The organism is Mesorhizobium sp. M0189, assembly GCF_040322135.1.
Classification (GTDB): domain Bacteria; phylum Pseudomonadota; class Alphaproteobacteria; order Rhizobiales; family Rhizobiaceae; genus Mesorhizobium.
In genome coordinates, this window is sequence record NZ_JAMYSW010000007.1 from 245758 (window position 1) to 267669 (window position 21912).

The window sequence follows — 21912 nt, forward strand, 5'->3', positions numbered from 1 at the left end:
GGAGCTTGGGCCAGATGCTAATGCTTGTCGCCCAAAAGTGCGCAGCGGTTTTGGGATAACGACATGCATAGAGACAAAAACTTAAAGCGCGTCGCAAGAGGCTGTCCAAACGCGACGCGCTTTAAGTGGTCAGCGGCTGGAACCGACCGGGCGGGGATGCTGCCAGTTCCGACCAGTCGATTTCTTCCTCAAGGCGGTGGTAGGCTTCGTCGCCGATCGTTCCGTCGATGCGCAAACGCTCCAGCGCATCGCGCTGGCTCTTGATGGCATAAAGACGCAATCTGTCATACTCGGTCGCGGCCTGGGCATCCTCCGGGTTTTCGGCGATGGCGCGCTGCGCCGCATATTGCTCTCGCACCGCCCCTGCCGCACTCGATGTCTTGCCGCTCAGCACGTCCAGCGCCGCCTGCATGATGGCGACGCGCGCCTGCGCGACCTCCCGGTCGACGGTCTGGTCGGGGTCGAAATTGAGCAGAAGCAGCAACGGCTTCAGGCTGACGCCTTGCAGCACCAGCGTGCCGAGCACGACAGTGAAAGCGGCGAGCACGATCGGGTCGCGGCCGGGAAAATCGGCCGGCAAGGCGAAGGCTGCCGCAAGCGTCACCAGGCCGCGCATGCCGCACCAGCCGATGAGCACGCCGCCGCGAAATGTCGGAGCGTCTCTCCGCCTGTCCTCATCGCCCAGACGTGCCAGCCTTCTGAGAATCGCGCCACAGCCCAGCACCCAGACCAGCCGCGAGACGATGACGACAGCCAGCACGGCTGCGGCGAAGATGAATGCTTCGACCTGCCCCTGCTCAGCAAGGCGGCCGACGATCAACCGTGCCTGAAGTCCCATCAGAACGAAGGCCAAGACATTGAGCACGAACACCGCCGTCTCCCAGACCGAGTAGGAACTGACACGATTCCTTGCCGGCATGCGGCGCGGCGACGTACGTGCGATCGTCATGGCATAGACGACGATCGTGATGATGGCGGAAAGCCCTATCCTGTCGGCCAGGATCCAGACGCCGAACGTTGAGGCGAATTGCACCACGGTGCCGCTCGCCGGGTCGTCGATGCGGCCGAGTATCGCGAGAGACAACCGGCCGAGCACATAGCCTGCGGCAAGGCTGCCAACCGTCGACAGCAGGATCATTGGTACGGCACTGCTGAACAGGATGGAGCCGGCGGCTGCGGAAACCGACATCCTGTAGATCAACAGCGCCGTGGCGTCGTTGAGCAGGCTCTCGCCTTCCAGGATGGCGGTGATGCGGTGCGGCACCTTGAACTGTCCGAGCACGGCCGCGGCTGCGACGGCATCGGGCGGCGCCACGATCGCCCCAAGTGCTATGGCCGCGGCAATGGGCAGGCCTGCCATCGTCCAACCGACAAATGCCACGGTCACGGTGGTAAAGATGACGGCGCCGAGCGCCAGCAGGATGAGCGAAACCTTGTAGCGGTTGAGATCGCGCAGCGACGTGTCATAGGCCGCGTCGAGCAGCACCGGCGCGATGAACAGAGCGAGCGCCAGCTCCGGGTCGATCTCGATGGTCGGTGCAAACGGCAGGAAGGCTATGCCGGCGCCGGCCAGCGCCAGCAACGAAGGATAGGGAATCTGCAGACGCCGTGACAACGCCGTCAGGGCGACCGCGGCCAGGAGAAGAACAAGGGTCAGTTCAAAAAGCGCCATGCCCAGTTATAACCGTGAAAAGCGACCGACGGCAGGGGCCTGGACGGTTCGATCATGACTGAGGGCGGTCAGCGAACTGCGGCGGCGCGCTGGAATGCTCCAAGAAGCGCGTCCGCATACATCTGGCGACGCGCCGCATGATCGGCACGCAGCTTTTCGGCCTTTTCATGCGTTCGCGCCGGTCCCTGAGACATTGTGACCATGGCGGACGCTAACGCCACGGCATCGTCGACCGGAAAGAACGTCGCGTTTGGCGCCTGCTCCCGATGAAGGCTGATATCCGAGAGGAGCATCCGTGTGCCGAGCGCCTTGGCTTCCTCGACCGTGGTTGACCAGCCCTCGAACAGCGAAGGATTGATGAGAGCATCGGAAGCAGCGTTGAGGCCGAACACATCCTCGTAAGGCACAAGGCCCAGATGACGGAAATGACCCGACACGCCGGCCTCCCTGGCGCTAGCCAGCAACTGGTCGAAATGTCGGGGATTGCGCGGGTCTTCGGTTCGCCCGGTCAAGATCACGGGGGCAACCTTATCAAGCCCGCCATTTGCCGATATGTGCGCCAATGCTTTGATCACAAGCCCATGGTTCTTGTGCGACCAGAACTGGTTCGGTAGGTAGAAATAACGCTGCGGCAGTTCATACCGTGCGATCACCTCCGCCTGCCTTGCTATATGCGGGGCCGGATCAAGATCGATTGCAAACCGAACGACCGCCGTCTTGCCGCGTGCTGCGGGATAATACATCTCGCAGTCCCGCCTGGCGTCATCGCTCGACAACAGGATGATGCGTTTGCCGGACGTCTGCAGACGGTATCCCAAATCGCGACGCCACCACATGGAGCGCGAGAACAGGTGTGGCAAGTGTCGGTGCTGGAAGTCAGGAATCCACGATACGACAGAAATCGGAAAACGGTTGCCGTAGAACTGCGCCGGCTCGAACACCACGTCGACGCCTTCGTGGCTTAGTATCCGTGCCGCATCGGCGTCGCTGCCGCTGGCCAGCGCCCGGATGGCGTTGCGACCGCGGCCAAAATCAGCAACCTTCGCATCGACGATCGGCGGCGCGGCCAGGAAAGCATCCATCGATGTGCCGATCTTTTCTGCCTGCGCCGGAGTTAAGAACAGCTTGGCCTGCAACTTCCCGGCCAATTCGCTGGAAATAACGCCGAGCATGTTGCGCAGGTAGGTCTCCCCACCTGACCAGTTGCCTCGGCCGATGAGCGTGAAGCCCGCGGTAATCATCTTCGCCCCTCGATGCCTCAGCCTGCCTTTTTGAAAGGAAACCCGCGCACGATATCGGCCACGGCGGCTGGAAGTTCGATCTTGGCGGACCAGCCAACTCGATTTCCGATCTTGTCCACCTTGGCCAGTTGCGTTGCGCGGTCGACCCTGCGTAAGCGCGCCTTGTCCTCGACGATCTCGATATCGACCTTCATCGCCGCTCCGATCAGGCGAACAAGCTCCTCCACCGATGCGTCCCTGCCGGAACCGATATTCATCACATCGAAACTCGCCTCACCAGTGTCGCCGGCCAAAGCCGCCACCCCGGCAGCGGTATCCTCCGCATGGATGTAGTCGCGCCGCGGTTTCAGATTGCCCAATGCGATCCTGGCCTGGCCCTTGGCATTGTAGAGCTGGTTGAGAATATCGGGAATGAGATGCGCATTGGGGTCGTCATGGCCGATAGTGTTGAAGATGCGCGCCACACGCCCCCTCCCGCCGGTCCTGTCGGCCCAGAAACGAAGCTGGCTTTCATTGGTCAGCTTGGACAGAGCATAGTTGTCGCAAGGCCAGGTCCTGGTCGCATCCTCGTCGAGCGGGGCATCGACCCAGTCGTACACCGCGCCGCTGGACGCCAGCACGACCGTTCCGACACCAGCCTTTTCAGCAGCATCGAGGACGATTTCGGTGCCGACCACGTTCACGTCCAACGCATAGGCGCGCTGTCGCTCGCATGTCGGAATGTGGTGAATAGCCGCCAGGTGGATAATGGTGTCGGGCTTGAAACCCTCAGCCAACTCTACCATCCCACTCTTGTCGCGGATGTCGATCTCCCGCGTCTCGCATCCGTCCATGTCAGGCATCGGCATGCCGACCGAAAGATTATCGGCGATCAACACCCGAGCGCCGTCCTTGGCGAGATTTCGCGCGCACCGCCAGCCTATGAAACCAGCTCCGCCCGTAACGAGGACGCGTTGGGGATTCGTCATCAGGATTTCTCTCCGGCTATCTGAAGTTCACAAGGGCATGGCAGCCGGCGCGGACGGATCATCGCGCGGCCGGCAGAGCACCATGAGGGAAAAGCCGCCCAGCAGCAGCGCACTGGTAGCGGGGGCAACGCTGCCTATCAGTTTGCGCACTGGATTGAGCAATTTGGTGCGCAGAGGCCTCGTGGAAACGTTGGCTTCGCCCGCCACGTCGGTAAAGTGCCAATCGACCACCGTGTAACCCGTGTCCTCAAGCGTCGCAAGCGCGGTCTCGCGCGTGAAATAATGGAGATGCCCCACCTTCTGACGTGCGTGCATGTAAGCTCGCCGAACCAGTCCCTGGACGTGAAGGTCCAAAGGAATATGAAAAACGTGATAGCGGCCGTGCGGGCGCAGTGCCCGCAAAAAGCCCATATAGTCTTCGACATGTTCGAAGACGTCGATCAGCATGACAAGGTCATGCACTGACTTGGTCGCCAGAAAATCCTCGTGGTGGAAGATCGCGCCAGACGCCTTTTGCAGCGGCCAGAGTTTTGCTGCGTCTTCGGAAATATCGTATCCATGAATAGGTCTGCCCGGATATTGCGCGGCCAATTTGCCGACGATGCCGCCGCTGCCGCAGCCGACCTCGACGGCGTCGCGCCAGACAACATTGTTGCGCTCCAGGATGTTTGCGATCTCGCGCGCCTTCCAGGCTGTATCGGCCAGATGCCAGTCAGGATTGTTGGCAAGGTACTGACTGTCCGAGTAGATGTCAGCCGCGGTATCAGTGACTGTTATCGGCCGCGCTTCTTCGACCCCTTTAGCCGACATCACGATCTTCCTTTTCACAAATGAACGATACCAGGTGACCGGCTTCGACGACATCAATGCGCGTACCGGTGTTTCTGGCGGGCGCCCGAATCGCATCAGTTCCGGTCAACGCGCTAGGGTCCGGCTCAACCGCCGTGACCTGCCATCCATCGGCCGCCGACGCAAGAGACAGGGTTCCATTGCCCACCCCGAGATCAAAGGCTCGCCCAAGCTGCTTCGGCAAATTGCGGCGCAACTCGGCACTTCCATGATAGCGGCGCGCCGGCATCGATTTCAGTTGATGGAAATACGCTGCGCGCGCCAAGTCGGCCTGTTCCGGATGACCAGGCAACCTGCGCACAGCGTCTTCAGAGTCCAGGAAATTGCTGGAGCCCATCAGCCAAAATGTCCCAAACTGCAGGTCACAAAACCGGCTGCAGACAATTCCAATTCAAGGATCAATCTTCACTCCCCAGCGGGTTTCCCTTGGCGGTCTGCTTGTCTCTTTTGACGCATGAGATTGACCGCGATTGCAACATTCCCTGACTAAATGTGGAGCACAGGAAATCACACCGTCGCGACCTCCGTATATTCGTCCGATCGACAATTGTCACGCTACCAAGCTTGGGTCTGAGCAGATCCGGTTCTTTTGCTCGCGCCGAGGCAAATCCGCCTGTCTATTGGCGGATCGCCTGAAGGCGATCCCAGGAAAATGTGGAACAGTTTTCCAGAACTGCCTCAATGCAGCACAAGCATGTCGCCGGACGAGAACGAAATCTCGGCCTTTTCGCCGACGGCAGGCGGCGGCGTTGCCGGGCTGTTGAATGTGTCTAGCGAGACCGTGCTGCCGCCGATGCCGACGCGCACCCGGATCACCGAACCGAGGAAATGCACCTCGGCGATTTCGCCCGAAAGGCTGGAGTCGCGGCCGGGGTGGCGGCCGAGCGAGATCGCCTCGGGCCGCAACGCCAGCGACAGCGTGTCCCCGGACTTCGAGCCGTTGAGCTTGCCCTTGAGCGAGACCTCTTGCGAGTTGACGCGCACCTTGCCCGAAGCCGCGTCGGTGACCGTGCCTTCCAGCACGTTCAGCGTGCCGACGAAATTGGCGACGAATTTGGTTGCCGGCCGGTTGTAGATCTCGAACGGCGTGCCGACTTGCTCGGCCTTGCCGCCATACATCACAGCGATGCGGTCGGAAATCGACAGCGCCTCTTCCTGATCGTGGGTGACGAAGATGGTGGTGATGCCGAGCTTCTTCTGGATCGAGCGGATTTCCTCGCGCAGCGATACGCGCACCTTGGCATCGAGCGCCGACAACGGCTCGTCGAGCAGCAGGAGCTTCGGCTTCGGCGCGATGGCCCGCGCCAGCGCGATACGCTGCTGCTGGCCACCGGAGAGCTGATAGGGATAGCGATCGCCCATCTGCGGCAGCTTGATGAGGTCGAGCATCTCGGCAACGCGCCTGTCGGCATCGGGCTTGGGCATGCCCGCGACCTTCAGCCCGAAGCCGATGTTCTGCGCCACGGTCAGATTCGGAAACAGCGCGTAAGCCTGGAACACCATGCCGACATTGCGCTGGTTGGGCTTGAGCCGGGTGATGTCCTTGCCGGCCACCACGATCTTGCCGGCGCTCGGCTCCTCGAAGCCGGCGACCATGCGCAGCACCGTCGTCTTGCCGCAGCCCGATGGCCCGAGGAAGGAGACGAATTCGCCCGGCTCGACGTCGAGGTTGAAATCCTGCACCACGGTGGTGGCGCCGAAGGATTTTTGCACCTGCTGTATTGAGAGGAATGGCTCGGCCATGACTTTTTCTTTCGATCAGTTCGGGCGGTTTGCCGATTTCGGCGCGAAGCGCGACAGGATCTGGATCAGCGACATGCAGCCCCAGGTGATGGCGAACGAAATGATCGCCAGTGCCGACGGCTCATAGGCACTGTTGGCGCCGATGTTCTGCAGATAGGGGCCGAAGGCTGGGCGATTCAACAGCGAGGCCATGGTGAACTCGCCGATGACGATGGCAAAACTCAGGAACGCGCCGGATAAGACGGCGATCAGTACGTTCGGCAGGATGATGCGGGCGATGATGGTGGTCCAGCCGGCGCCGAGGATTTGTGCGGCTTCGGTGAGCGTTCTGACGTCGATGGTCCTGAGACCGGTATCGACCGCCCGGTACATATAAGGCAGCGCCAGCACTGCATAGCCGATGACCAGCAGAACATCGGTGCCGCGCGCTGTCGCCAGGAAAGGCAGCGTTGAATTCGAACCGAACATTCTGATGTAGCCGAAGACGATGACGATAGCGGGAATAACCAGCGGCAGCAGAGTGATGAACTCTATGAGCGGCCGCAGATTCGGTAGCCGCAGCCGAATCCAGTAGGCCGTCGGGACAACGAGGAGCACGCCCAAAAGAATGGTGAAAACCGCCACAACGACGGAGTAGGTAAATGTCGTCTGGAAATTCGGATCTTCGAAGACTGAGCGGTAGGCGTCAAAGGAGTATTCCCCGCGCCGCTTACGCAAGGAGAATTCAAAGGTCGCCAAAAGCGGCAGGACAAAATAGGCGGTTCCCACGCCAAAAACGAGCCAAGCCCAAAAGCGGCTGCCTTGCTTCATTTCAGCCACCGCTCGGCTCGCCGTTGGAACAAGATATAGAAGAGGTTGGCCAAGCCGGTGATGACTATCATGCCGAATGCAAGCGCGTAGCCTAGATTCGGATTGTAAAGCACGTCGCCGCGAATCTGCGCGAACAGCTGGATGGGCACGATGTTGAGTGACGGCCCCGTCAGTGCATAGGCTGTTGCGACCGCCCCGAACGCGTTGGCAAAGAGGAGGACCGTCGTACCGAGAAAACTCGGCCATAAGACCGGGATGACCACCATGCGCCAATATTGCCAATTGCTTGCGCCGAGCGTGGCGGCAGCTTCACCCCATTCCTTCTTCAGCCCATCGACCGCCGGCGTGATGATGACAATCATCAATGGAATCTGGAAATAAAGGTAGGTGAGGATTAGGCCCCAAAACGAAAAGATACTGAAGCCGAGCGAATAGATGTTGATGCCGAAAATGTCTCGCAACAGGATTGTCGCCACTCCGAGCCGACCTAGCGTCGCGATGAACGAGAATGCCAGCGGCACGCCGGCGAAATTCGAGGCGACGCCCGAGAAGGTCAAGGTCGCCGAGCGTAACCACGACGGCAAACCTCCGCGAACGACTGCCACGGCCATTGCCAGGCCGATCAAGGCGCCAAGGATCGCAGAAACAAAGCTGATCTGAATGGATACCCAATAGGCCGCCGCGAGCTTGGGTTGCGACAACGCTATGATGTTATCGAGCGTATAGTCGCCAGCTGCATTTTTGAACGCGCCCGCGACCAGCCCTACCGTGGGCAAGATCAGAAAGAGCAGCGCGAAAATGAAGAACGGAGTTACGCCTAACCAATGCAGTGGCAGCCGAAGGCGGCTGATCTCCGGCGCGCCAGGACTGACGCTGGCTGTCTGGGACATTGTGGAATCTGCCATGGAGTTCCCGAAGTTGGCATAGGGCGCCGGGCGGCGAACCGCCCAGCGCCCTATGAATTACTTCACGACGGCGCCAACGATGGCATCCCAGTTCGTGCTGATTTCCTTCTTGGCAGCGTTCTGTTCCTCCAAAGTAGGGAAGACCGCTTTTTCATAGTTCTCGGCGGCCGGCAGCTTGTCCAGCATCTCCTTCGGGATCACGCCCTTCTTGGCGAGATCGTTGAAGCGGATCGGGTGGCAGTAGCCCTTCAGCCAACCGAGCTGGCCTTCGTCCGAATAGAGATACTCCATCCACAACTTGGCGGCATTCGGGTGCGGCGCATAGGCACTGATCGCCTGAACGTAGACGCCTGCGACCACCGCTCCCTTTGGCACGACGATTTCAATTTCCGGATTGCCGGCCATCTTGTCGCGCATGGCAAGCAGGTTGTAGTCCCAGTTCATCACGATCGGCGTCGTGCCCTGGGCGACAGCTGCCGCTTCAGCGTCGACCGGCACGAAGTTGCCGGCATCGTTGAGCTGCTTGAAGAATTGCAGACCCTTGGCGGCGGCGTCCTGGCCGCCGGTACCACCAGCCGCGAGGCCCGAGGCGTAGACCGACATGACGGCGTTGTTCGACGTGCGCGGGTCACCGGCGAGCGCCACCGAGTTGGCATATTCCGGCTTCTGCAGGTCAGCCCAGTCCTGTGGCGCGTTCTGCACGACGGCTTTGTTCACGCCGAAGGCGAGCACGCCGTAGTAGTCGCCGGTCCAGAAGCCATCGGCATCCTTGGCGCTGTCAGGGATCGTATCCCAGGTCGACACCTTGTAGGGTTGGATCAGGTTATCTGCCTTGGCGGACGGGCCGAAAGACAGGCCGACGTCGATGACATCAGGCGCCTGCGGGCCTTTATTGTCCTTGTTGGCCTTGATCGCCTCGATCTCGTCGCCGGAGCCGGCATCGGGATTGAGTTCGTTGACGGTGATCCCCGGATATTTTGCCTTGAAGCCGGCGATGACGTCGCCATAGCCGCACCAGCTGTGCGGCAGCGCGATCGTGGTGAGCTGGCCTTCCGCCTTGGCTGCGGCGACCAGTTCATCCATGGACTGGGCCGACGAGATGGCAGAGGTCGCCATCAGGGCGACGGCCGAAAGGGAAAGCAGTTTTCCCGTGAATTTGAACATGTGTTCTCTCCGTTGAACTGACGCCGTTGGACGCCTGCGATGCGGTATCGTTTTCGTGTGACAGCCAGATGAAAGCTTTGTGAAAGCGATGCCCTGCAGTACGAAAAAGTAAACTCTTTTTAACCGGCTGTAGCAATCGCTACGCCGTTATTTTTCCGGCTAACTAGTTTCGGCCTTGCCTTTCATCCTTTCCCCCTTTCTTCGCCTCTTTTTTCCCAAATGGATTTGCAATGCTGAAGTTGCCTCAGACGGCGCCGGCGATGGCGTTTTCCAGCAGCGTCAGCGCCGCCTTCTTGGTCAGCTTGACCGGGTTGCCGCCGGCGGTCGGATCGACCACCGCCATGTCGGCGATCAGGCCCTTGCGCTTCTTGTCCATGTCGAGCCCCTTGATCAGGCCGGGCAGCGCGTGCGGCACCTTGAGCTCCTTGCGCAGCTTGACGATCGCCTTGGCAAAGCCGTCGAAACCGCCCTTGATGCCGCAATAGGCGGCGAGCCGGGCGATGCGCGGCTCGATCGCCTCGCGATTGAAGGCCAGCACATAGGGCATGAACACTGCGTTGGTCATGCCGTGGTGGGTGTCGTAGAGCGCGCCGATCGGATGCGACAGCGAATGAATGGCGCCAAGGCCCTTTTGGAAGGCGGCCGCGCCCATCGCAGCGGCGCTCATCATATTGGCGCGGGCGACCAGATCCTTGCCGTTGGCATAGGCTTTCGGCAGGTTTTCGAAGACCAGCCTGATGCCTTCCACGGCAATGCCGTCGGCCATCGGGTGATAGCCCGGCGCGCAATAGGCTTCGAGGCAGTGGGCGAGCGCATCCATACCGGTGCCGGCGGTGATGAAACCGGGCATGCCGACCGACAGTTCCGGATCGGCAATGACGATCGCAGGCAAAAGTTTCGGATGGAAGATGACCTTCTTGGTGTGGGTCGCTTCATTGGTGATGACGCCGGCGCGGCCGACCTCCGAGCCGGTGCCGGCCGTGGTCGGCACCGCGATGATCGGCGCGATCGCATCGGCATCGGCGCGCGTCCACCAGTCGCCGACATCCTCGAAATCCCAGACCGGCCGCGTCTGCCCGGCCTGGAAGGCGATCAGCTTGCCGAGGTCGAGTGCCGAGCCGCCGCCAAAGGCGATGACGCCGTCATGCTTGCCCTTCTTGAACACGGCGATGCCGGCGGTCAGGTTGGAATCGACCGGGTTCGGCTTGACCTCGGAAAACACGCCATACGGCACCTTGGCGTCGTCGAGGATCTTCAGCGTCGAGGCCACCACCGGCAGCTTGGCCAGTCCCGGGTCGGTGACGAACAGCGGCCGCTTGATGCCGGTCGCCGCCAGCACCTCCGGCAGTTCCTTGATGCGTCCGGCGCCGAAGCGGACGGTCGTCGGGTAATTCCATTTGGAAACGAGTTTTGTCATTTCGACCTTCTTGACTGCTTTCATGCTCTCGGCTGTTGTTAATTCACAAAGGTATTGGCCACACGGTCTGACCGCATCATGTACGGAATCCAGATGGCTGCGGCCCAGACCGAACGGTAAATGTCGCGCATCGTTTCTTTATCGAACGCATCGTCCAGCGATGGAAAGCTGTCGGGAAAAGCCAGATACCCGGCCCATGAATCGACAACGGAATATATCGGCATCGCGAATGCCCAAATCATGTACCAGCCGGGGAATATCTGCCAGCGCTTGAACATGAAGAACAATAATAGGGCCGGGGCCGTAAGGTTTAGTATGCCGGATATCACCAATTCGACAACAATCAGCACACCTTGGGACAAACTGAAGGCCTGCCAGTTCTGTAACATGCCGAGATAGTCGGTATTGTGCAATTGTACCAACCCTAGTATCGGGGTGAGCATCAACCCGAGCATCGGCAGGACAAGCCAACCGCCGATACCCTCGGGACCTTCACGATCCGGCAGCGCCGATTGTTGCGTATCCGCCATTACTCCCTCTCAACAGCGATCGTTGGCTTGCCGATCGCCACCTTAGATCACCTCGCGCAGATGGTATGATTTCGGCCTGGTCAGATTGTCGTAGCCGATGGCCGACAGTGCCGCGCCCTTGCCGGTGTCCTTGACGCCGGTCCAGACCAGCGCCGGATCGAGATAGTCGCAGCGGTTCATGAACACGGTGCCGGTCTCGACGCGATCGCCGATCGCCGCCGCATGGTCCGTGTCGCGCGTCCAGATCGAGGCCGTCAGCCCATAGGGGCTGTCGTTCATCAGCGCGATCGCCTCCTCGTCGTGGCGCACCTTCATGATACCGACGATCGGGCCAAAGCTTTCCTCGCGCATCACGCTCATCTGGTGGTCGACCTGGGTAAGCACTTCCGGCGCCAGATAGGGCGAGCCTTGCCTGTCGTTAGCCACCTTCATGTCGATGTGCGCCTTGGCGCCCTTGCGTAGCGCCTCCGCCTTTTGCTCGCGGATCAGGTCGGCGAAGCGCGCCTGCGCCATCGGCCCCATAGTGGTCGCCTGGTCGAGTGGATTGCCGACGACGTAGTTCCTGGTCTCGGCGATGAAGCCTTCGACGAATTCGTCGTAGACCTTCTCGTGGACATAGACGCGCTCGATGCCGCAGCAGCACTGGCCGGAATTGAAGAAGGCGCCGTCGACCAGATTGGCAACGGCATGGTCCATCTTGGCATCCGGCAGCACATAGGCCGGATCCTTGCCGCCAAGCTCGAGGCCGAGCGTCATGAAGGTGCCCGCCGCCGCCTTTTCGATGGCGCGGCCGCCGGCGACCGAGCCGGTAAAGTTGACATGGTCGATCTTGCCGGAGCCGAGCAGCCTTTCGGTCTGCGCATGGTTCAGAACGAGGTTCTGGAACAGGCCCTTGGGCAGGCCGGCTCTGTCGAACGCCTGCTGAAACCGTTCGCCGACCAACAATGTCTGTGCCGCGTGCTTGAGGATGACGGCGCTGCCCGCCATCAGCGCGGGCACGATCGTGTTGACGGCAGTGAGATAGGGATAGTTCCACGGCGCGATCACCATGACCACGCCGAGCGGCACCTTCTTCACATAGCGGCGAAAGCCGTGCTTCGGGTTGGAAGCCATGACCGGCTTCAGTGCCGCCTCGGCGATCTCGACCATGTAGCTGACGCGTTCCTTGACGCCGCCGAACTCACCGCCATAACGCACCGGCCGGCCCATCTGCCAGGCGATCTCCGGCACGATCTCGTCGCTCATGGCGACCAGCGCTTCCAGCATGGCAAGCATGTACTTGCCGCGCTCGACGACCGGCGTCTGCGCCCACTTCTCCTGCGCCGCCTTGGCACGTTCGACCGCGGCACCGATCGCCTGGTCCGTGGCCAGAGGCCGTTCGGCATAGATCGAACCGTCGATGGGGGATTTTATCTTGACCGTTTCGGTCATGCCTTGGGTCCTCACATTCTACAATAATTCTCGTTGGTGACGCCGCTCTAGAAGGGACGAAACACCGGCGTTGGCCCCGTTCTTCACAGAGAGCGGGTAAAGGTGAGGGGCGGGCGGCGCCGACGTTGCCAGGTCATTTAATACCGCTCGAACCCCCTGTGCAGTTCCCAGTCGGTAATCCGGCGGTCGTATTCGAACTGTTCCCAGTGTGCCGTGTGGACGTAATGTTCCAGCACATCGTCGCCGAGTGCCTGCCTCAGCATCTTCGATTCCACCAGCGTCGCGGTAGCGTCGCGCAATGTCTTTGGAATTTCAGGCAACTGCGAGACCTGGTAGGCGTCGCCGACGAAGGGCTTCTGCAGTTCAAGCTTTTCATCGATGCCGGCAAGCCCGGCCGCGATCAGCGCGGCGAAAGCCAGATAGGGGTTCAAATCGGCACCGCCGATGCGGCATTCCATGCGGATGCCCTTGGTGCCCTCGCCGCAAAGACGGAAACCGGCGGTGCGGTTGTCCTCGCTCCACATGATCTTGGTCGGCGCAAAGGTGCCGGCCTGGAAGCGCTTGTAGGAGTTGATGTAGGGCGCCAGGAACCAGGTGAATTCCTTGGCATATTTGAGCTGGCCGGCCGCCCATTGCTGGCCGAGTGTCGACAGCGTCCACTCAGCATTTTTGTCGTAGAACAACGGCGTCTTGCCGTCGGCGCTCCATAGCGAATTGTGGATGTGGCTGGAATTGCCGGCGAGTCCGTAATTGTACTTGGCCATGAACGAGATCGCCTTGCCTTCGGACTCGGCGATTTCCTTCGCGCCGTTCTTCAGGATGACGTGGCGATCGGCCATGTCGAGCGCCTCGGCATAGCGAACATTGATCTCTTCCTGGCCGGGACCCCACTCGCCCTTGGAATTCTCGATCGGGATGCCGGCCGCCTCCATCTCGTTGCGCAGCCGGCGCATGACGCCCTCTTCCTTGGTGGTGATGCCGATCTGGTAGTCGCCGATATAGGGCGATGCCGTCTCGAGGCCTTGCCAGTGCTTCCTGCGGGCGGAATCGTAGGTCTCGCTGAACAGATAAAATTCGAGCTCGGACGCGAAATAGCCGATATAGCCGCGTTCCTGCAGCCGCTTGACCTGCTTCTTCAGCATGGCGCGCGGCGAATGCGCCAGGTCGTCATGGGTATGGTGGTCGAGCACGTCGCAGATCACCAGCGCCGTCTTCTCCAGCCACGGAATGCGCCGCAGCGTCGCAAGGTCCGGCTTCATGACGAAATCGCCATAACCCTTCGACCAGCTCGCCGCCTTGTAACCGGGCACCGGTTCCATATCGATGTCGGCGGCCAACAGATAGTTGCAGCCATGCGTCTCGTCATGCGCGGAATCGACGAAATACCGGGCCAGGAACCGCTTGCCCGCAAGCCGCCCCTGCATGTCGACGATGCAGGCCAGCACGGTGTCGACCTCGCCGCTGGAGACCGCTTGCTTCAACTGATCGAACGAGAAATTTCCGGCCATTCTTACGGCACTCCAGCGCTAGTCGTTTTGAAAAGGGAATGAAACCATGGCCGGCGCGATGCCGGCCATGGTCATGAGAGAGCGTCAGGCGCCGGCTTCGCCGACAGCTATCTCGGCTGCCTTGATCGCCGCCTGGCGCTTCGCGATCTGGTCGCCGATGGGCGGACCCTGGAAGCGGCGGTTCTCGAAACCGAACCAAAGCACCGCAGTCAGTACAATGAAGCCCAGGGTGATATAGAGCACTTTGTCGTTCGGCGGCTGGATGGCGATGTAGAAAATGATCGCCATGCCGATGACCGACAGGATGCAAAACAGCTTGAACAGGCCGGCACCGAGATTCCATGGGCCGGGATTCGGCCATTTCGCCGTTCCGAAAGCCATCATGCCGAGCGCGATCGGAATGGTGAAGGACAGGAACAGGAACACCAGCGTCGAATTGACGACGATGGTGTAGATGTTGGTGCCGCCGATCGAAATGAACTGGGCAAGAAAGACATAGATGATCTCGAGGATCGCAGCTGTCCAGATGGCATTGACCGGCGTGCGCCAGGTTGGGCTGACTTTGGCGAGCCCGGCCGAACCGACCGGCATGCCGCCGTCGCGAGAGAAGGCAAACAGCATGCGCGAGGCCGAGGTCACCGTAGCGAGGCCGCAGAGGAACTGCGAGATCAGGATGGCCAGATAGAGCAGTGTCCTTAACCATCCTGGCAAGATCGCGTTCATGGTTTCGAAGAACACGGCCCACCCTTGCTTGGCGCCTGCCGCCATATCCGGAATTGCCAGCACGATCGCGCACAGCATCACCCAGCCGATCAGCGACGACCAGAGCACGGATGAAACGATTGCCCGCGGAACCGAGTGCGCCGCCCTCAACGTTTCTTCCGAGGTATGCGCCGACGCATCATAGCCAGTAATGGTGTAAACCGGCAGCAGCAGGCAGAGCAGGAAGAGATACGTCATGGAATCGGACTGCGGGAAAACACCGCCGCCCGCATCGCCCGAATAGTTCGTGAACGTCCACAACCGGGTGATGTCGATCGCTGGAGCAAACACCAGGCAGGCGACGATCAGCACCGCCGTCGCTCCGAGAATCAGGAAGCCGGACGCATCCGTCAGCATGGCGGTCAGCTTGATGCCGAAATGGTTGAACAGCGCCTGAAGGACCGTGATAATGGCAACAAAACCAACGACTTGAGCCGGAGACGCAACACCGTCGGTGGTAAGCCCTGCGCCGAAGGTCCCGTAGAAAAACAAAGACGTTCCGATGTTGATCGCGCCGAGCACGGTGATCAGGCCGAGCAAATTGAGCCATGCGGTAAGCCAGCCAGTGAAACGGTTCCCCAGAATGGATGCCCAGTGATAGAGGCCGCCGGCGGTCGGAAATGCCGAGGCGATCTGGGCCATGGCGAGCGCGAAAAATCCCGAAACCATGCACCCGACGATCCAGCCGATACCAGCGCCGGCGCCACCGATGGACGATGTCGCCTGCGCGAAGGAATTGATGCCGCCTGAGAGGATGCAGATGATCGAGAACGAGATCGCGAAATTCGAGAAGCGGCTCATGCTTCGCGACAGTTCCTGAGCATAGCCCATTCCGTGGAGAACTTTCAGGTCCTCCTTCTTGTCACCTTCGCTGTAACCCGGTGCTACCATTTTGAAGTCCCCTTTTGGTTTCTTAGCTGGCCGATTGAACTGACTTTCCGACTGCGCTTGGTCTGGAGGCCTTGGCCGCTTCGGGCTCCAGATTGAGAAAAATACCCGTGAGCAGATCCGCCCATTTCCGCTGCCCGGCTGCGCCGGAGATCTCGTCGTTGCGGATTTCGATCATTGCGCAGGGCAGCCCGCGCGAGCGGGCATGGCGTTCCAGCGTGAAATAGACGCGGTCGGCCGGCGAATAGGGTTCGTTGACGCCGACGGTGACGCCGGCGACCCGCTGCAGCGCCGCGATCAGCGGCGCCGCCAGCCGGCGGTCCTCGTCGTGGATAACGCCGATATGCCAGGGCCGGCTGCTGCCCTTGTAGACCGGGGTGAAAGAATGGACCGAGACCAGCCGCGTCTCCCGTCCGGCCGCCAGGCGCTCGTCGATGATCGTCGCGATCCGGTCGTGGAACGGCCGCCAAGCGAGCGCGATGCGCGCCTCCCGCTGATCGGCCGAAAGCCCCTGATTGGCCGGGACCACGGTTTTTTCGCTGGCGCTGACCGTCACTATCAGGTCCGGTGCATCGAGCGGGCGGTTGCAGTCGATGACGAGCCGCGAAATGCAGGTCTCGACCAGCGTCGCATCGAGTGCCTCGGCCATGCGGCGCGCCACCGGCAAGGCGCCGGGATCCCAGGCGATGTGGCGGGAAAGCTCCTCGGCGGCAAGTCCGAGCGTTCCGAATTCCGGCGGCAGGAAATTGGAGGCGTGGTCGCAGGTTAGCACGAAAGGGCTCAATCCGCCGGGGTTCGTCACCCTTACGGTTTCAGGCGATGCAAGGCTGGCGGGCCGTGCTGTCTCCATTGTCTGCCGTCCCCGGGGAGCGCTGTACCGTATGTTACGTATTTTGCCTCATTGCGTCCCTACGGATGATTTCATACAGTTTGGCCGGCTTTGTCAAACGCGATTTCGATAATGCGGTAACGGCCCGGCCAGGGTGGGGAAAAACATGGTTTCCAGCATTGCCGAACTGATCTCCGACCGCATCGGCACCATGCCGGCCGGCGAGCGGCGCGCAGCGCAAACGCTGATCGCCAGCTATCCGCTGATCGGGCTGAAGACGGTCGCCGAATTCTCGGCTGCCGCCGGCGTATCGTCGCCGACGATCCTGCGTTTCGTCGCCCGGCTCGGCTTCCAGAACTATCCGGAATTCCAGTCGGCGCTGCAAGACGAACTGGCGGCGCAATTGCAGTCGCCGGCCTCGCGCACGCTCAATCCGCCATCGCCGGGCAGCAGCGCCGTGTCGCCGATGCTGGAAGCGACGCTCGACAATATGCGCGAGACCTTCCGGCACCTTTCGGATAAGCAGCTTGCCGACATCGTCGCCAAGCTGGCCGACCGGCGCGGCAAGACATTCCTGATCGGTGGCCGCTTCACCGACCCGCTGGCGCGCTACATGGCCGCCCACCTCGCCATCATCCAGCCCAACGTTTTTCACCTCGGCGGGCAGGAAAGCGTCTGGCGCGACCGGCTGATCGACATGGGTAAACGCGACGTGCTGGTGATCTTCGACATCAGGCGCTACCAGGACAGCCTTGTCCGCTTCGCCGAGACGGCCAACCAGCGTGGCGTGCAGATCGTGCTGTTTACCGACCAGTGGCTGTCGCCGATCGCCCGCTTCGCCCGCCACGTCATCGCCGGGCGCACCGCCGTGCCTTCGGCCTGGGACTCATCCGCCGCACTTTTCGTCGTCGTCGAAACGCTGATCGGCGCCGTCACAAGGCAGCTCGAGGCCGACGGCACCAAACGCATCCGCGAGTTGGAAAGCCTACGGTAAAGCGGCCCTTCGGGCGAACGGTCTTCGTTGGGGTCTAGTCAACCAAAAGGCTGACCATCTGCAGGATCAGGATCAGCAAAAAGACGCCAAAGACAGACGCAAAGACCGCTGCCAACAGGACGATGCGTTGTTTCTTACCCACAGCTCCCTCGGGAAGGCATAGCTCCCCCACGATCACGAACGTCAGTCCTGCCTATCGCTCGGCTACCCTCCCAAGTCCTCAAGATCTGCCTGCGGCTTGGGCGGAGGAGTAATGACGAGTTGCTTCACGCGCGAAATGAACCGCTGGCCAAGGTGCTCGCTTAGGGAGACGGCTGCATCATTCATCCGACCCATGTCACGGCCGAATGACCACCTTGCCGCTGGGGCTTAACCATTTCAGCCGCAAAGCGTGCCATCGCCCCAGTCCAGCTACTTTACCCGTGGCAAGGGTGATCGAAGTTCGGCTAGCCTTGGCGACGCGAAGCCGCTCCTTGACCCACCATCAAACAGCGGTGAACTGCGCGGAGGAATTCGATGAGCTATCTGGACGAGCTGTTCTCAGTCGCCGGCAAGACGGCGCTGGTCACCGGCGCCGCCACCGGCATCGGCCGCATGGCGGCGACCGCTCTGGTCAGGGCCGGCGCCACTGTGATGATCGCCTCGCGCAAGGGCGAGGATTGCGCCAAGGTAGCGGGCGAGTTGAACGGGCTTGGCGCATCCGGCCGGGCCGAGGGTTTCGCCGGCGACGTCGCGAGCGAGGCCGGCATTGCAGCGCTTGTCGCCGAGGTCAGGGCGCGGACCGAACGGCTGCACATACTGGTCAACAATGCCGGCATCTCCTGGGGCGCGCCGCTGGAAAGCTTTCCCTATCATGCCTGGGCCAAGGTGTTCGGCGTCAACGTCACTGCGGTCTTCCATCTGACGCGCGAATTGCTGCCTCTGCTCGAGGCCGCTGCCAGCGAGGCCGACCCGGCCCGGGTGATCAATCTGGGATCGGTGATGGGCACGCAGCCTTTGGCCGAAGACGCTTACTCCTACTCGGCCTCGAAGGCTGCGGTTCACCATCTGACGCGTATCCTGGCGATCGAGTTCGCCGCCCGCCGCATCACCGTCAACGCCTTTGCGCCCGGCCCTTTCCAGAGCCGGATGACGGCCTTCGCCACCGGCACCGAAGACCAGGCAAGACATGTCGGCAATCACGTTCCGATCGGCCGCATCGGCGCACCGGATGACATTGCCGGCGCAACGCTCTATTTGTGCAGCCGTGCCGGCAGCTATGTCACCGGCGCCATCCTGCCGATCGATGGCGGGCAGTCGGTGCAACACGGGCTGACATTGTTCAAGGAATGAGACGCACGCCATCCGGCGAGTGAAATGCCGGGGGTGAAGATGGAGGACATCAGCGTGGAACCGATCAGTCTCGATGTGCTTCTGGCCAACGTCGGCAAGGAAGTCGGCGTGTCGCCATGGCGGGTGGTCACGCAGCGCATGATCGACCAGTTCGCCGATGCCACCGACGACCATCAGTTCATCCATTGCGATCCGGAGCGCGCCAGGCGCGAGACGCCGTTCGGCGGCACCATCGCGCACGGCTTCCTGTCGCTTTCGCTGTTGTCGGCAATGACCTTCGAAACCATGCCGCCGCTGGAAAACAGCAAGATGGGCGTCAATCACGGCTTCGATTCGCTGCGCTTCCTGGCGCCGGTGAAAACCGGCTCGCGCATCCGCACCCGCTTCGTGCTGGCCGATGTCAAGGTCAGGCCGTCGGGCTGGGTGCAGACTGCGCACGACGTGACGATCGAGATCGAGGGCTCGAAAAAACCGGCGCTGACCGCGCGCTGGCTGACGCTGACGCTGATCGAACGCCAGCCGGAAGCGGTTTGACTGGCATCCGGGCCTGGGAACCTAAATCTATTTGGCTTCGGCCGCGACGTACTTCATGTGGCGGCTCACCTGCAGCGCAATGTAGACGACCAATGAGCAACCGATTGGGAACACGATCTCGTTGAGGCCGGTTGCGATAGCCTGTGGCAGTGCCAGAGCAGCGTCGTTCGCCGCGGCCGTCTCAATCGTCAGCACCGTGATGCCGCCACCGAATACCGCGCCTATCAGGGCGCCTGCCAGCGCGAAATGGAGCGGACGGGGTTCTTCCTTCGATGCCAGCGACGCCAGTATCCAGCCGAGCAGCCCGTATTCGATCGCCCGCAGGACGCCCAGCGTCGTGAGCGACAGGATGGCCGGCTTTGCCGCCGCGTCGAGCGCGCTGACCATGACCTTTTGCGTCCCCTTGGCGATGCCCATGGCCAGCGGTGCCGAGATCGCGGCGATCAGGCCGCCGAGCGAGGCTCGCACTTTGGCGAGCGCCGTGCCGAGGCTGACGCCGGCGCAGACGAAGAACGACCAGGTCACGCCTTGCGCCAGTTCGATCAGGATCAGCGTCGTCGCCGGGTAGGAACCTGCCGCAAATCTGACGGTCAGAATGAGAGCCTCCATGGCGAAGCCGAGCGCGATCGCCAGCCATGCGACCATGACGACGCGCCTGAGCGCCATCCTGGCGCGATGGGAAAGCGGGTTCACGTCCGGCACGCCGGACGAAAGCTCAGTCAGGGCCATGTTGGCCTCCCAGATTCACAATTCTTGCAGAGCCGCGAATTAGCCTTTGTCTGTAACAGTCCGATGTTGCCGGCTTTATTGCCGGGTTACATCGTTTTGTGACGTCGAGCTTCTGCTTCGTGCCACCCTTGCCCGACGCCGTACAGCGTATATATGCTGCATCCAGCCATCAGTCATTTAAGGCAGTCGAACAATTGCAGCTAAGCGTCCAGGAGCGCCGCGAAAAACAAAAGGCCGAACTGCGTTCCGAACTTGTCGACGCCGCGCACAAGCTTGTCCAGGAAGAAGGCTATGACGGCCTCACCATCCGCAAGCTCGCCAAGCGCGTCGGCTATGCGCCGATGTCGGTCTATTCCTATTTCGCCGACAAGCAGGACATCCTGTTCGCGTTGGCCGAAAACGCCTTCGAGACCCTGGCCAGGCGCATCGAAAATCATACGGCCGACGACCCGATCGAGGCGCTCAAGGCGGTGCTGGTCGAATATGCCGCCTTCGGGCTCGAGAATCCCAACGAATACCGCACCGTCTTCATGACCGAAAAAGTCAGGCCGCCGGCCGGCAAGACGTTCGCCGAAATGCAGAGCGGCAACCCGGCGATGAAAGTGCTGATCGAGAGGGTCGAGGCCTGCGTTGCCGCCGGCAGGCTCAAGGGCGATCCGCGCGCCATCGCCACCATGCTGTGGGCGGTCGGCCACGGCGCCATCTCGCTGCTGATCACCTTCCCGTTCTACCCGTTCGGCGACCAGACGACGTTCATCACACGGATCGGCAACATCATGCTCGAAGCGATCGCCGCGCACGAGATTGCGCCCCTCGGCCCGCCGGTCAACTGCTGAGGAGCGGCGCTCCTCCCGATCTGTAAAATCTTTCTCCGAACGATCCGCGCTCCGGTGCCGAGCGTCCGGCAATTCCTGCGCCTAATTTCTCCGTACGTGTACGATTTTTGCTTGAACTCCCTCAGCCTTGGGCGTATCTGTACGCAATACCGTACATGTACGAATTCACTAGCTGGAACCGGAGACCGATCATGAAGAAGGCAATTCTCACGCTCGCCGCCCTGCTGGCGCTCTCTGGCGCCGCAATTGCCGGCAGCAATCAGACAGGCAAGCAAGAAGCGGCCTGCATCGACACCAAGACCGATGTGAAGCTCGATTGCGCGCCGACCGGATCGCTTGAAAATGCCGATACCGAGACCCACAAGGCCGGCAGCAAGGGCCCGAGGCTCGGCATCGGCATCGACCCGTGGATCGTGCCCAGCAGCTTCTGAGCCGACCGGCGATAATATGCGGCGATGAACCGAAAGGGCGGCAGCAATTTCCGGCCGCCTATCTTGCCGGCCTCAGCCCTGCTTTATCGCGCCGTGCAGATCACTTCTTACGCTTCTGTCCCGCCACCCTCTTCGCCTTGCCGGGTCTTGCCGGCGCGCCGGGAATGGCCGTTCCGGTGATCGACACCGGATCGCTGGCCGGAAACGTATCCTCGAGGCCTTCCTCGAGTTCCTCTTCGACATCCGCCTCAGTGCGCTGCTCGTGTTCGAAAGAGCGCACGGCCGGCGTCTTGGCCGGCAACTTCGGCGCGGAGTTCGACGGCATTTGCATTCTCCCTC

Annotated in this window: 22 protein-coding genes; 5 read left to right on the forward strand and 17 right to left on the reverse strand. The window is 61.3% G+C overall.

From position 1 onward, the window contains the following. Positions 1 to 121: 121 nt before the first annotated feature. The 15 genes from NKJ09_RS16015 to NKJ09_RS16085 all read right to left on the reverse strand — a co-directional run bounded on the left by NKJ09_RS16015 (position 122) and on the right by NKJ09_RS16085 (position 16738). The gene (locus NKJ09_RS16015) at positions 122 to 1672 is read right to left on the reverse strand and encodes a cation:proton antiporter (RefSeq protein ID WP_352494694.1); all 1551 of its coding nucleotides are present in this window, start codon (positions 1670 to 1672) and stop codon (positions 122 to 124) included. A gap of 68 nt (positions 1673 to 1740) precedes the next feature. Further along, positions 1741 to 2913, reverse strand: a complete 1173-nt coding sequence (locus NKJ09_RS16020; RefSeq protein ID WP_352494693.1) for a glycosyltransferase family 4 protein — start codon at positions 2911 to 2913, stop codon at positions 1741 to 1743. Positions 2914 to 2930: 17 nt separating this feature from the next. Next, on the reverse strand, positions 2931 to 3881 hold the full coding sequence (locus NKJ09_RS16025) for an NAD-dependent epimerase/dehydratase family protein (protein ID WP_352494692.1): 951 nt from the start codon (positions 3879 to 3881) through the stop codon (positions 2931 to 2933). Positions 3882 to 3908: 27 nt separating this feature from the next. Beyond that, positions 3909 to 4745, reverse strand: a complete 837-nt coding sequence (locus NKJ09_RS16030; protein WP_198030481.1) for a class I SAM-dependent methyltransferase — start codon at positions 4743 to 4745, stop codon at positions 3909 to 3911. Beyond that, positions 4681 to 5067, reverse strand: coding sequence for a class I SAM-dependent methyltransferase (locus NKJ09_RS16035; RefSeq protein WP_023719046.1), 387 nt, complete (start codon positions 5065 to 5067; stop codon positions 4681 to 4683). Before NKJ09_RS16035 ends, NKJ09_RS16030 begins: the two co-directional genes overlap by 65 nt. A gap of 341 nt (positions 5068 to 5408) precedes the next feature. After that, positions 5409 to 6473 carry an ABC transporter ATP-binding protein gene (locus NKJ09_RS16040; RefSeq protein WP_023719045.1) on the reverse strand — a complete coding sequence of 355 codons (1065 nt, stop codon included), beginning with the start codon at positions 6471 to 6473 and terminating at the stop codon, positions 5409 to 5411. 15 nt (positions 6474 to 6488) lie between these two features. Next, a complete protein-coding gene (locus NKJ09_RS16045) occupies positions 6489 to 7283 on the reverse strand; it encodes an ABC transporter permease (RefSeq protein WP_352494691.1) in 795 nt (264 codons plus the stop codon). Beyond that, a complete protein-coding gene (locus NKJ09_RS16050; protein WP_352494690.1) occupies positions 7280 to 8173 on the reverse strand; it encodes an ABC transporter permease in 894 nt (297 codons plus the stop codon). The genes NKJ09_RS16045 and NKJ09_RS16050 overlap by 4 nt, the downstream gene beginning before the upstream one ends. A 72-nt stretch (positions 8174 to 8245) precedes the next feature. Then, entirely contained in the window at positions 8246 to 9352 is a 1107-nt protein-coding gene (locus NKJ09_RS16055) for an ABC transporter substrate-binding protein (protein ID WP_023719042.1), read from the reverse strand. Between the two features lie 244 nt (positions 9353 to 9596). Next, positions 9597 to 10769: an iron-containing alcohol dehydrogenase gene (locus NKJ09_RS16060; RefSeq protein WP_023719041.1), complete on the reverse strand. Its 1173-nt coding sequence runs from the start codon at positions 10767 to 10769 to the stop codon at positions 9597 to 9599. Between the two features lie 38 nt (positions 10770 to 10807). Then, positions 10808 to 11299 (reverse strand): DUF2569 domain-containing protein, encoded by a 492-nt coding sequence (locus NKJ09_RS16065; protein ID WP_352494688.1) that lies wholly within the window; start codon positions 11297 to 11299, stop codon positions 10808 to 10810. A 42-nt stretch (positions 11300 to 11341) separates the two neighbouring features. Beyond that, positions 11342 to 12730 (reverse strand): aldehyde dehydrogenase family protein, encoded by a 1389-nt coding sequence (locus tag NKJ09_RS16070; protein ID WP_352494687.1) that lies wholly within the window; start codon positions 12728 to 12730, stop codon positions 11342 to 11344. 137 nt (positions 12731 to 12867) lie between these two features. After that, entirely contained in the window at positions 12868 to 14238 is a 1371-nt protein-coding gene (locus tag NKJ09_RS16075; RefSeq protein ID WP_352763032.1) for a glutamine synthetase family protein, read from the reverse strand. Between the two features lie 84 nt (positions 14239 to 14322). Further along, entirely contained in the window at positions 14323 to 15891 is a 1569-nt protein-coding gene (locus NKJ09_RS16080; protein ID WP_352494685.1) for an amino acid permease, read from the reverse strand. A 22-nt stretch (positions 15892 to 15913) separates the two neighbouring features. Beyond that, entirely contained in the window at positions 15914 to 16738 is an 825-nt protein-coding gene (locus NKJ09_RS16085) for an N-formylglutamate amidohydrolase (RefSeq protein WP_352484629.1), read from the reverse strand. 145 nt (positions 16739 to 16883) lie between these two features. Here NKJ09_RS16085 and NKJ09_RS16090 point away from each other — a divergent pair, with 145 nt between their 5' ends. From NKJ09_RS16090 to NKJ09_RS16100, 3 genes are all read left to right on the forward strand, one after another. After that, positions 16884 to 17711, forward strand: a complete 828-nt coding sequence (locus NKJ09_RS16090; RefSeq protein WP_023719035.1) for a MurR/RpiR family transcriptional regulator — start codon at positions 16884 to 16886, stop codon at positions 17709 to 17711. Positions 17712 to 18227: 516 nt separating this feature from the next. Next, a complete protein-coding gene (locus NKJ09_RS16095) occupies positions 18228 to 19043 on the forward strand; it encodes an SDR family oxidoreductase (RefSeq protein WP_352494684.1) in 816 nt (271 codons plus the stop codon). 39 nt (positions 19044 to 19082) lie between these two features. Then, the gene (locus tag NKJ09_RS16100) at positions 19083 to 19577 is read left to right on the forward strand and encodes a MaoC family dehydratase (RefSeq protein WP_031194015.1); all 495 of its coding nucleotides are present in this window, start codon (positions 19083 to 19085) and stop codon (positions 19575 to 19577) included. 27 nt (positions 19578 to 19604) lie between these two features. Here the strand turns inward: NKJ09_RS16100 and NKJ09_RS16105 are convergent, their stop codons facing one another. Then, the gene (locus NKJ09_RS16105) at positions 19605 to 20306 is read right to left on the reverse strand and encodes a hypothetical protein (RefSeq protein WP_156948069.1); all 702 of its coding nucleotides are present in this window, start codon (positions 20304 to 20306) and stop codon (positions 19605 to 19607) included. A 194-nt stretch (positions 20307 to 20500) separates the two neighbouring features. Between NKJ09_RS16105 and NKJ09_RS16110 the strand changes: the two genes are divergently transcribed. Both NKJ09_RS16110 and NKJ09_RS16115 read left to right on the forward strand, forming a co-directional pair. Beyond that, on the forward strand, positions 20501 to 21142 hold the full coding sequence (locus tag NKJ09_RS16110) for a TetR/AcrR family transcriptional regulator (protein ID WP_352494683.1): 642 nt from the start codon (positions 20501 to 20503) through the stop codon (positions 21140 to 21142). A 191-nt stretch (positions 21143 to 21333) separates the two neighbouring features. Then, on the forward strand, positions 21334 to 21573 hold the full coding sequence (locus tag NKJ09_RS16115) for a DUF680 domain-containing protein (protein ID WP_352484636.1): 240 nt from the start codon (positions 21334 to 21336) through the stop codon (positions 21571 to 21573). A gap of 100 nt (positions 21574 to 21673) precedes the next feature. On the opposite strand, the gene NKJ09_RS16120 is transcribed toward NKJ09_RS16115, so the two are convergent. Continuing rightward, positions 21674 to 21898: a hypothetical protein gene (locus NKJ09_RS16120; RefSeq protein WP_023719028.1), complete on the reverse strand. Its 225-nt coding sequence runs from the start codon at positions 21896 to 21898 to the stop codon at positions 21674 to 21676. Positions 21899 to 21912: the final 14 nt, after the last annotated feature.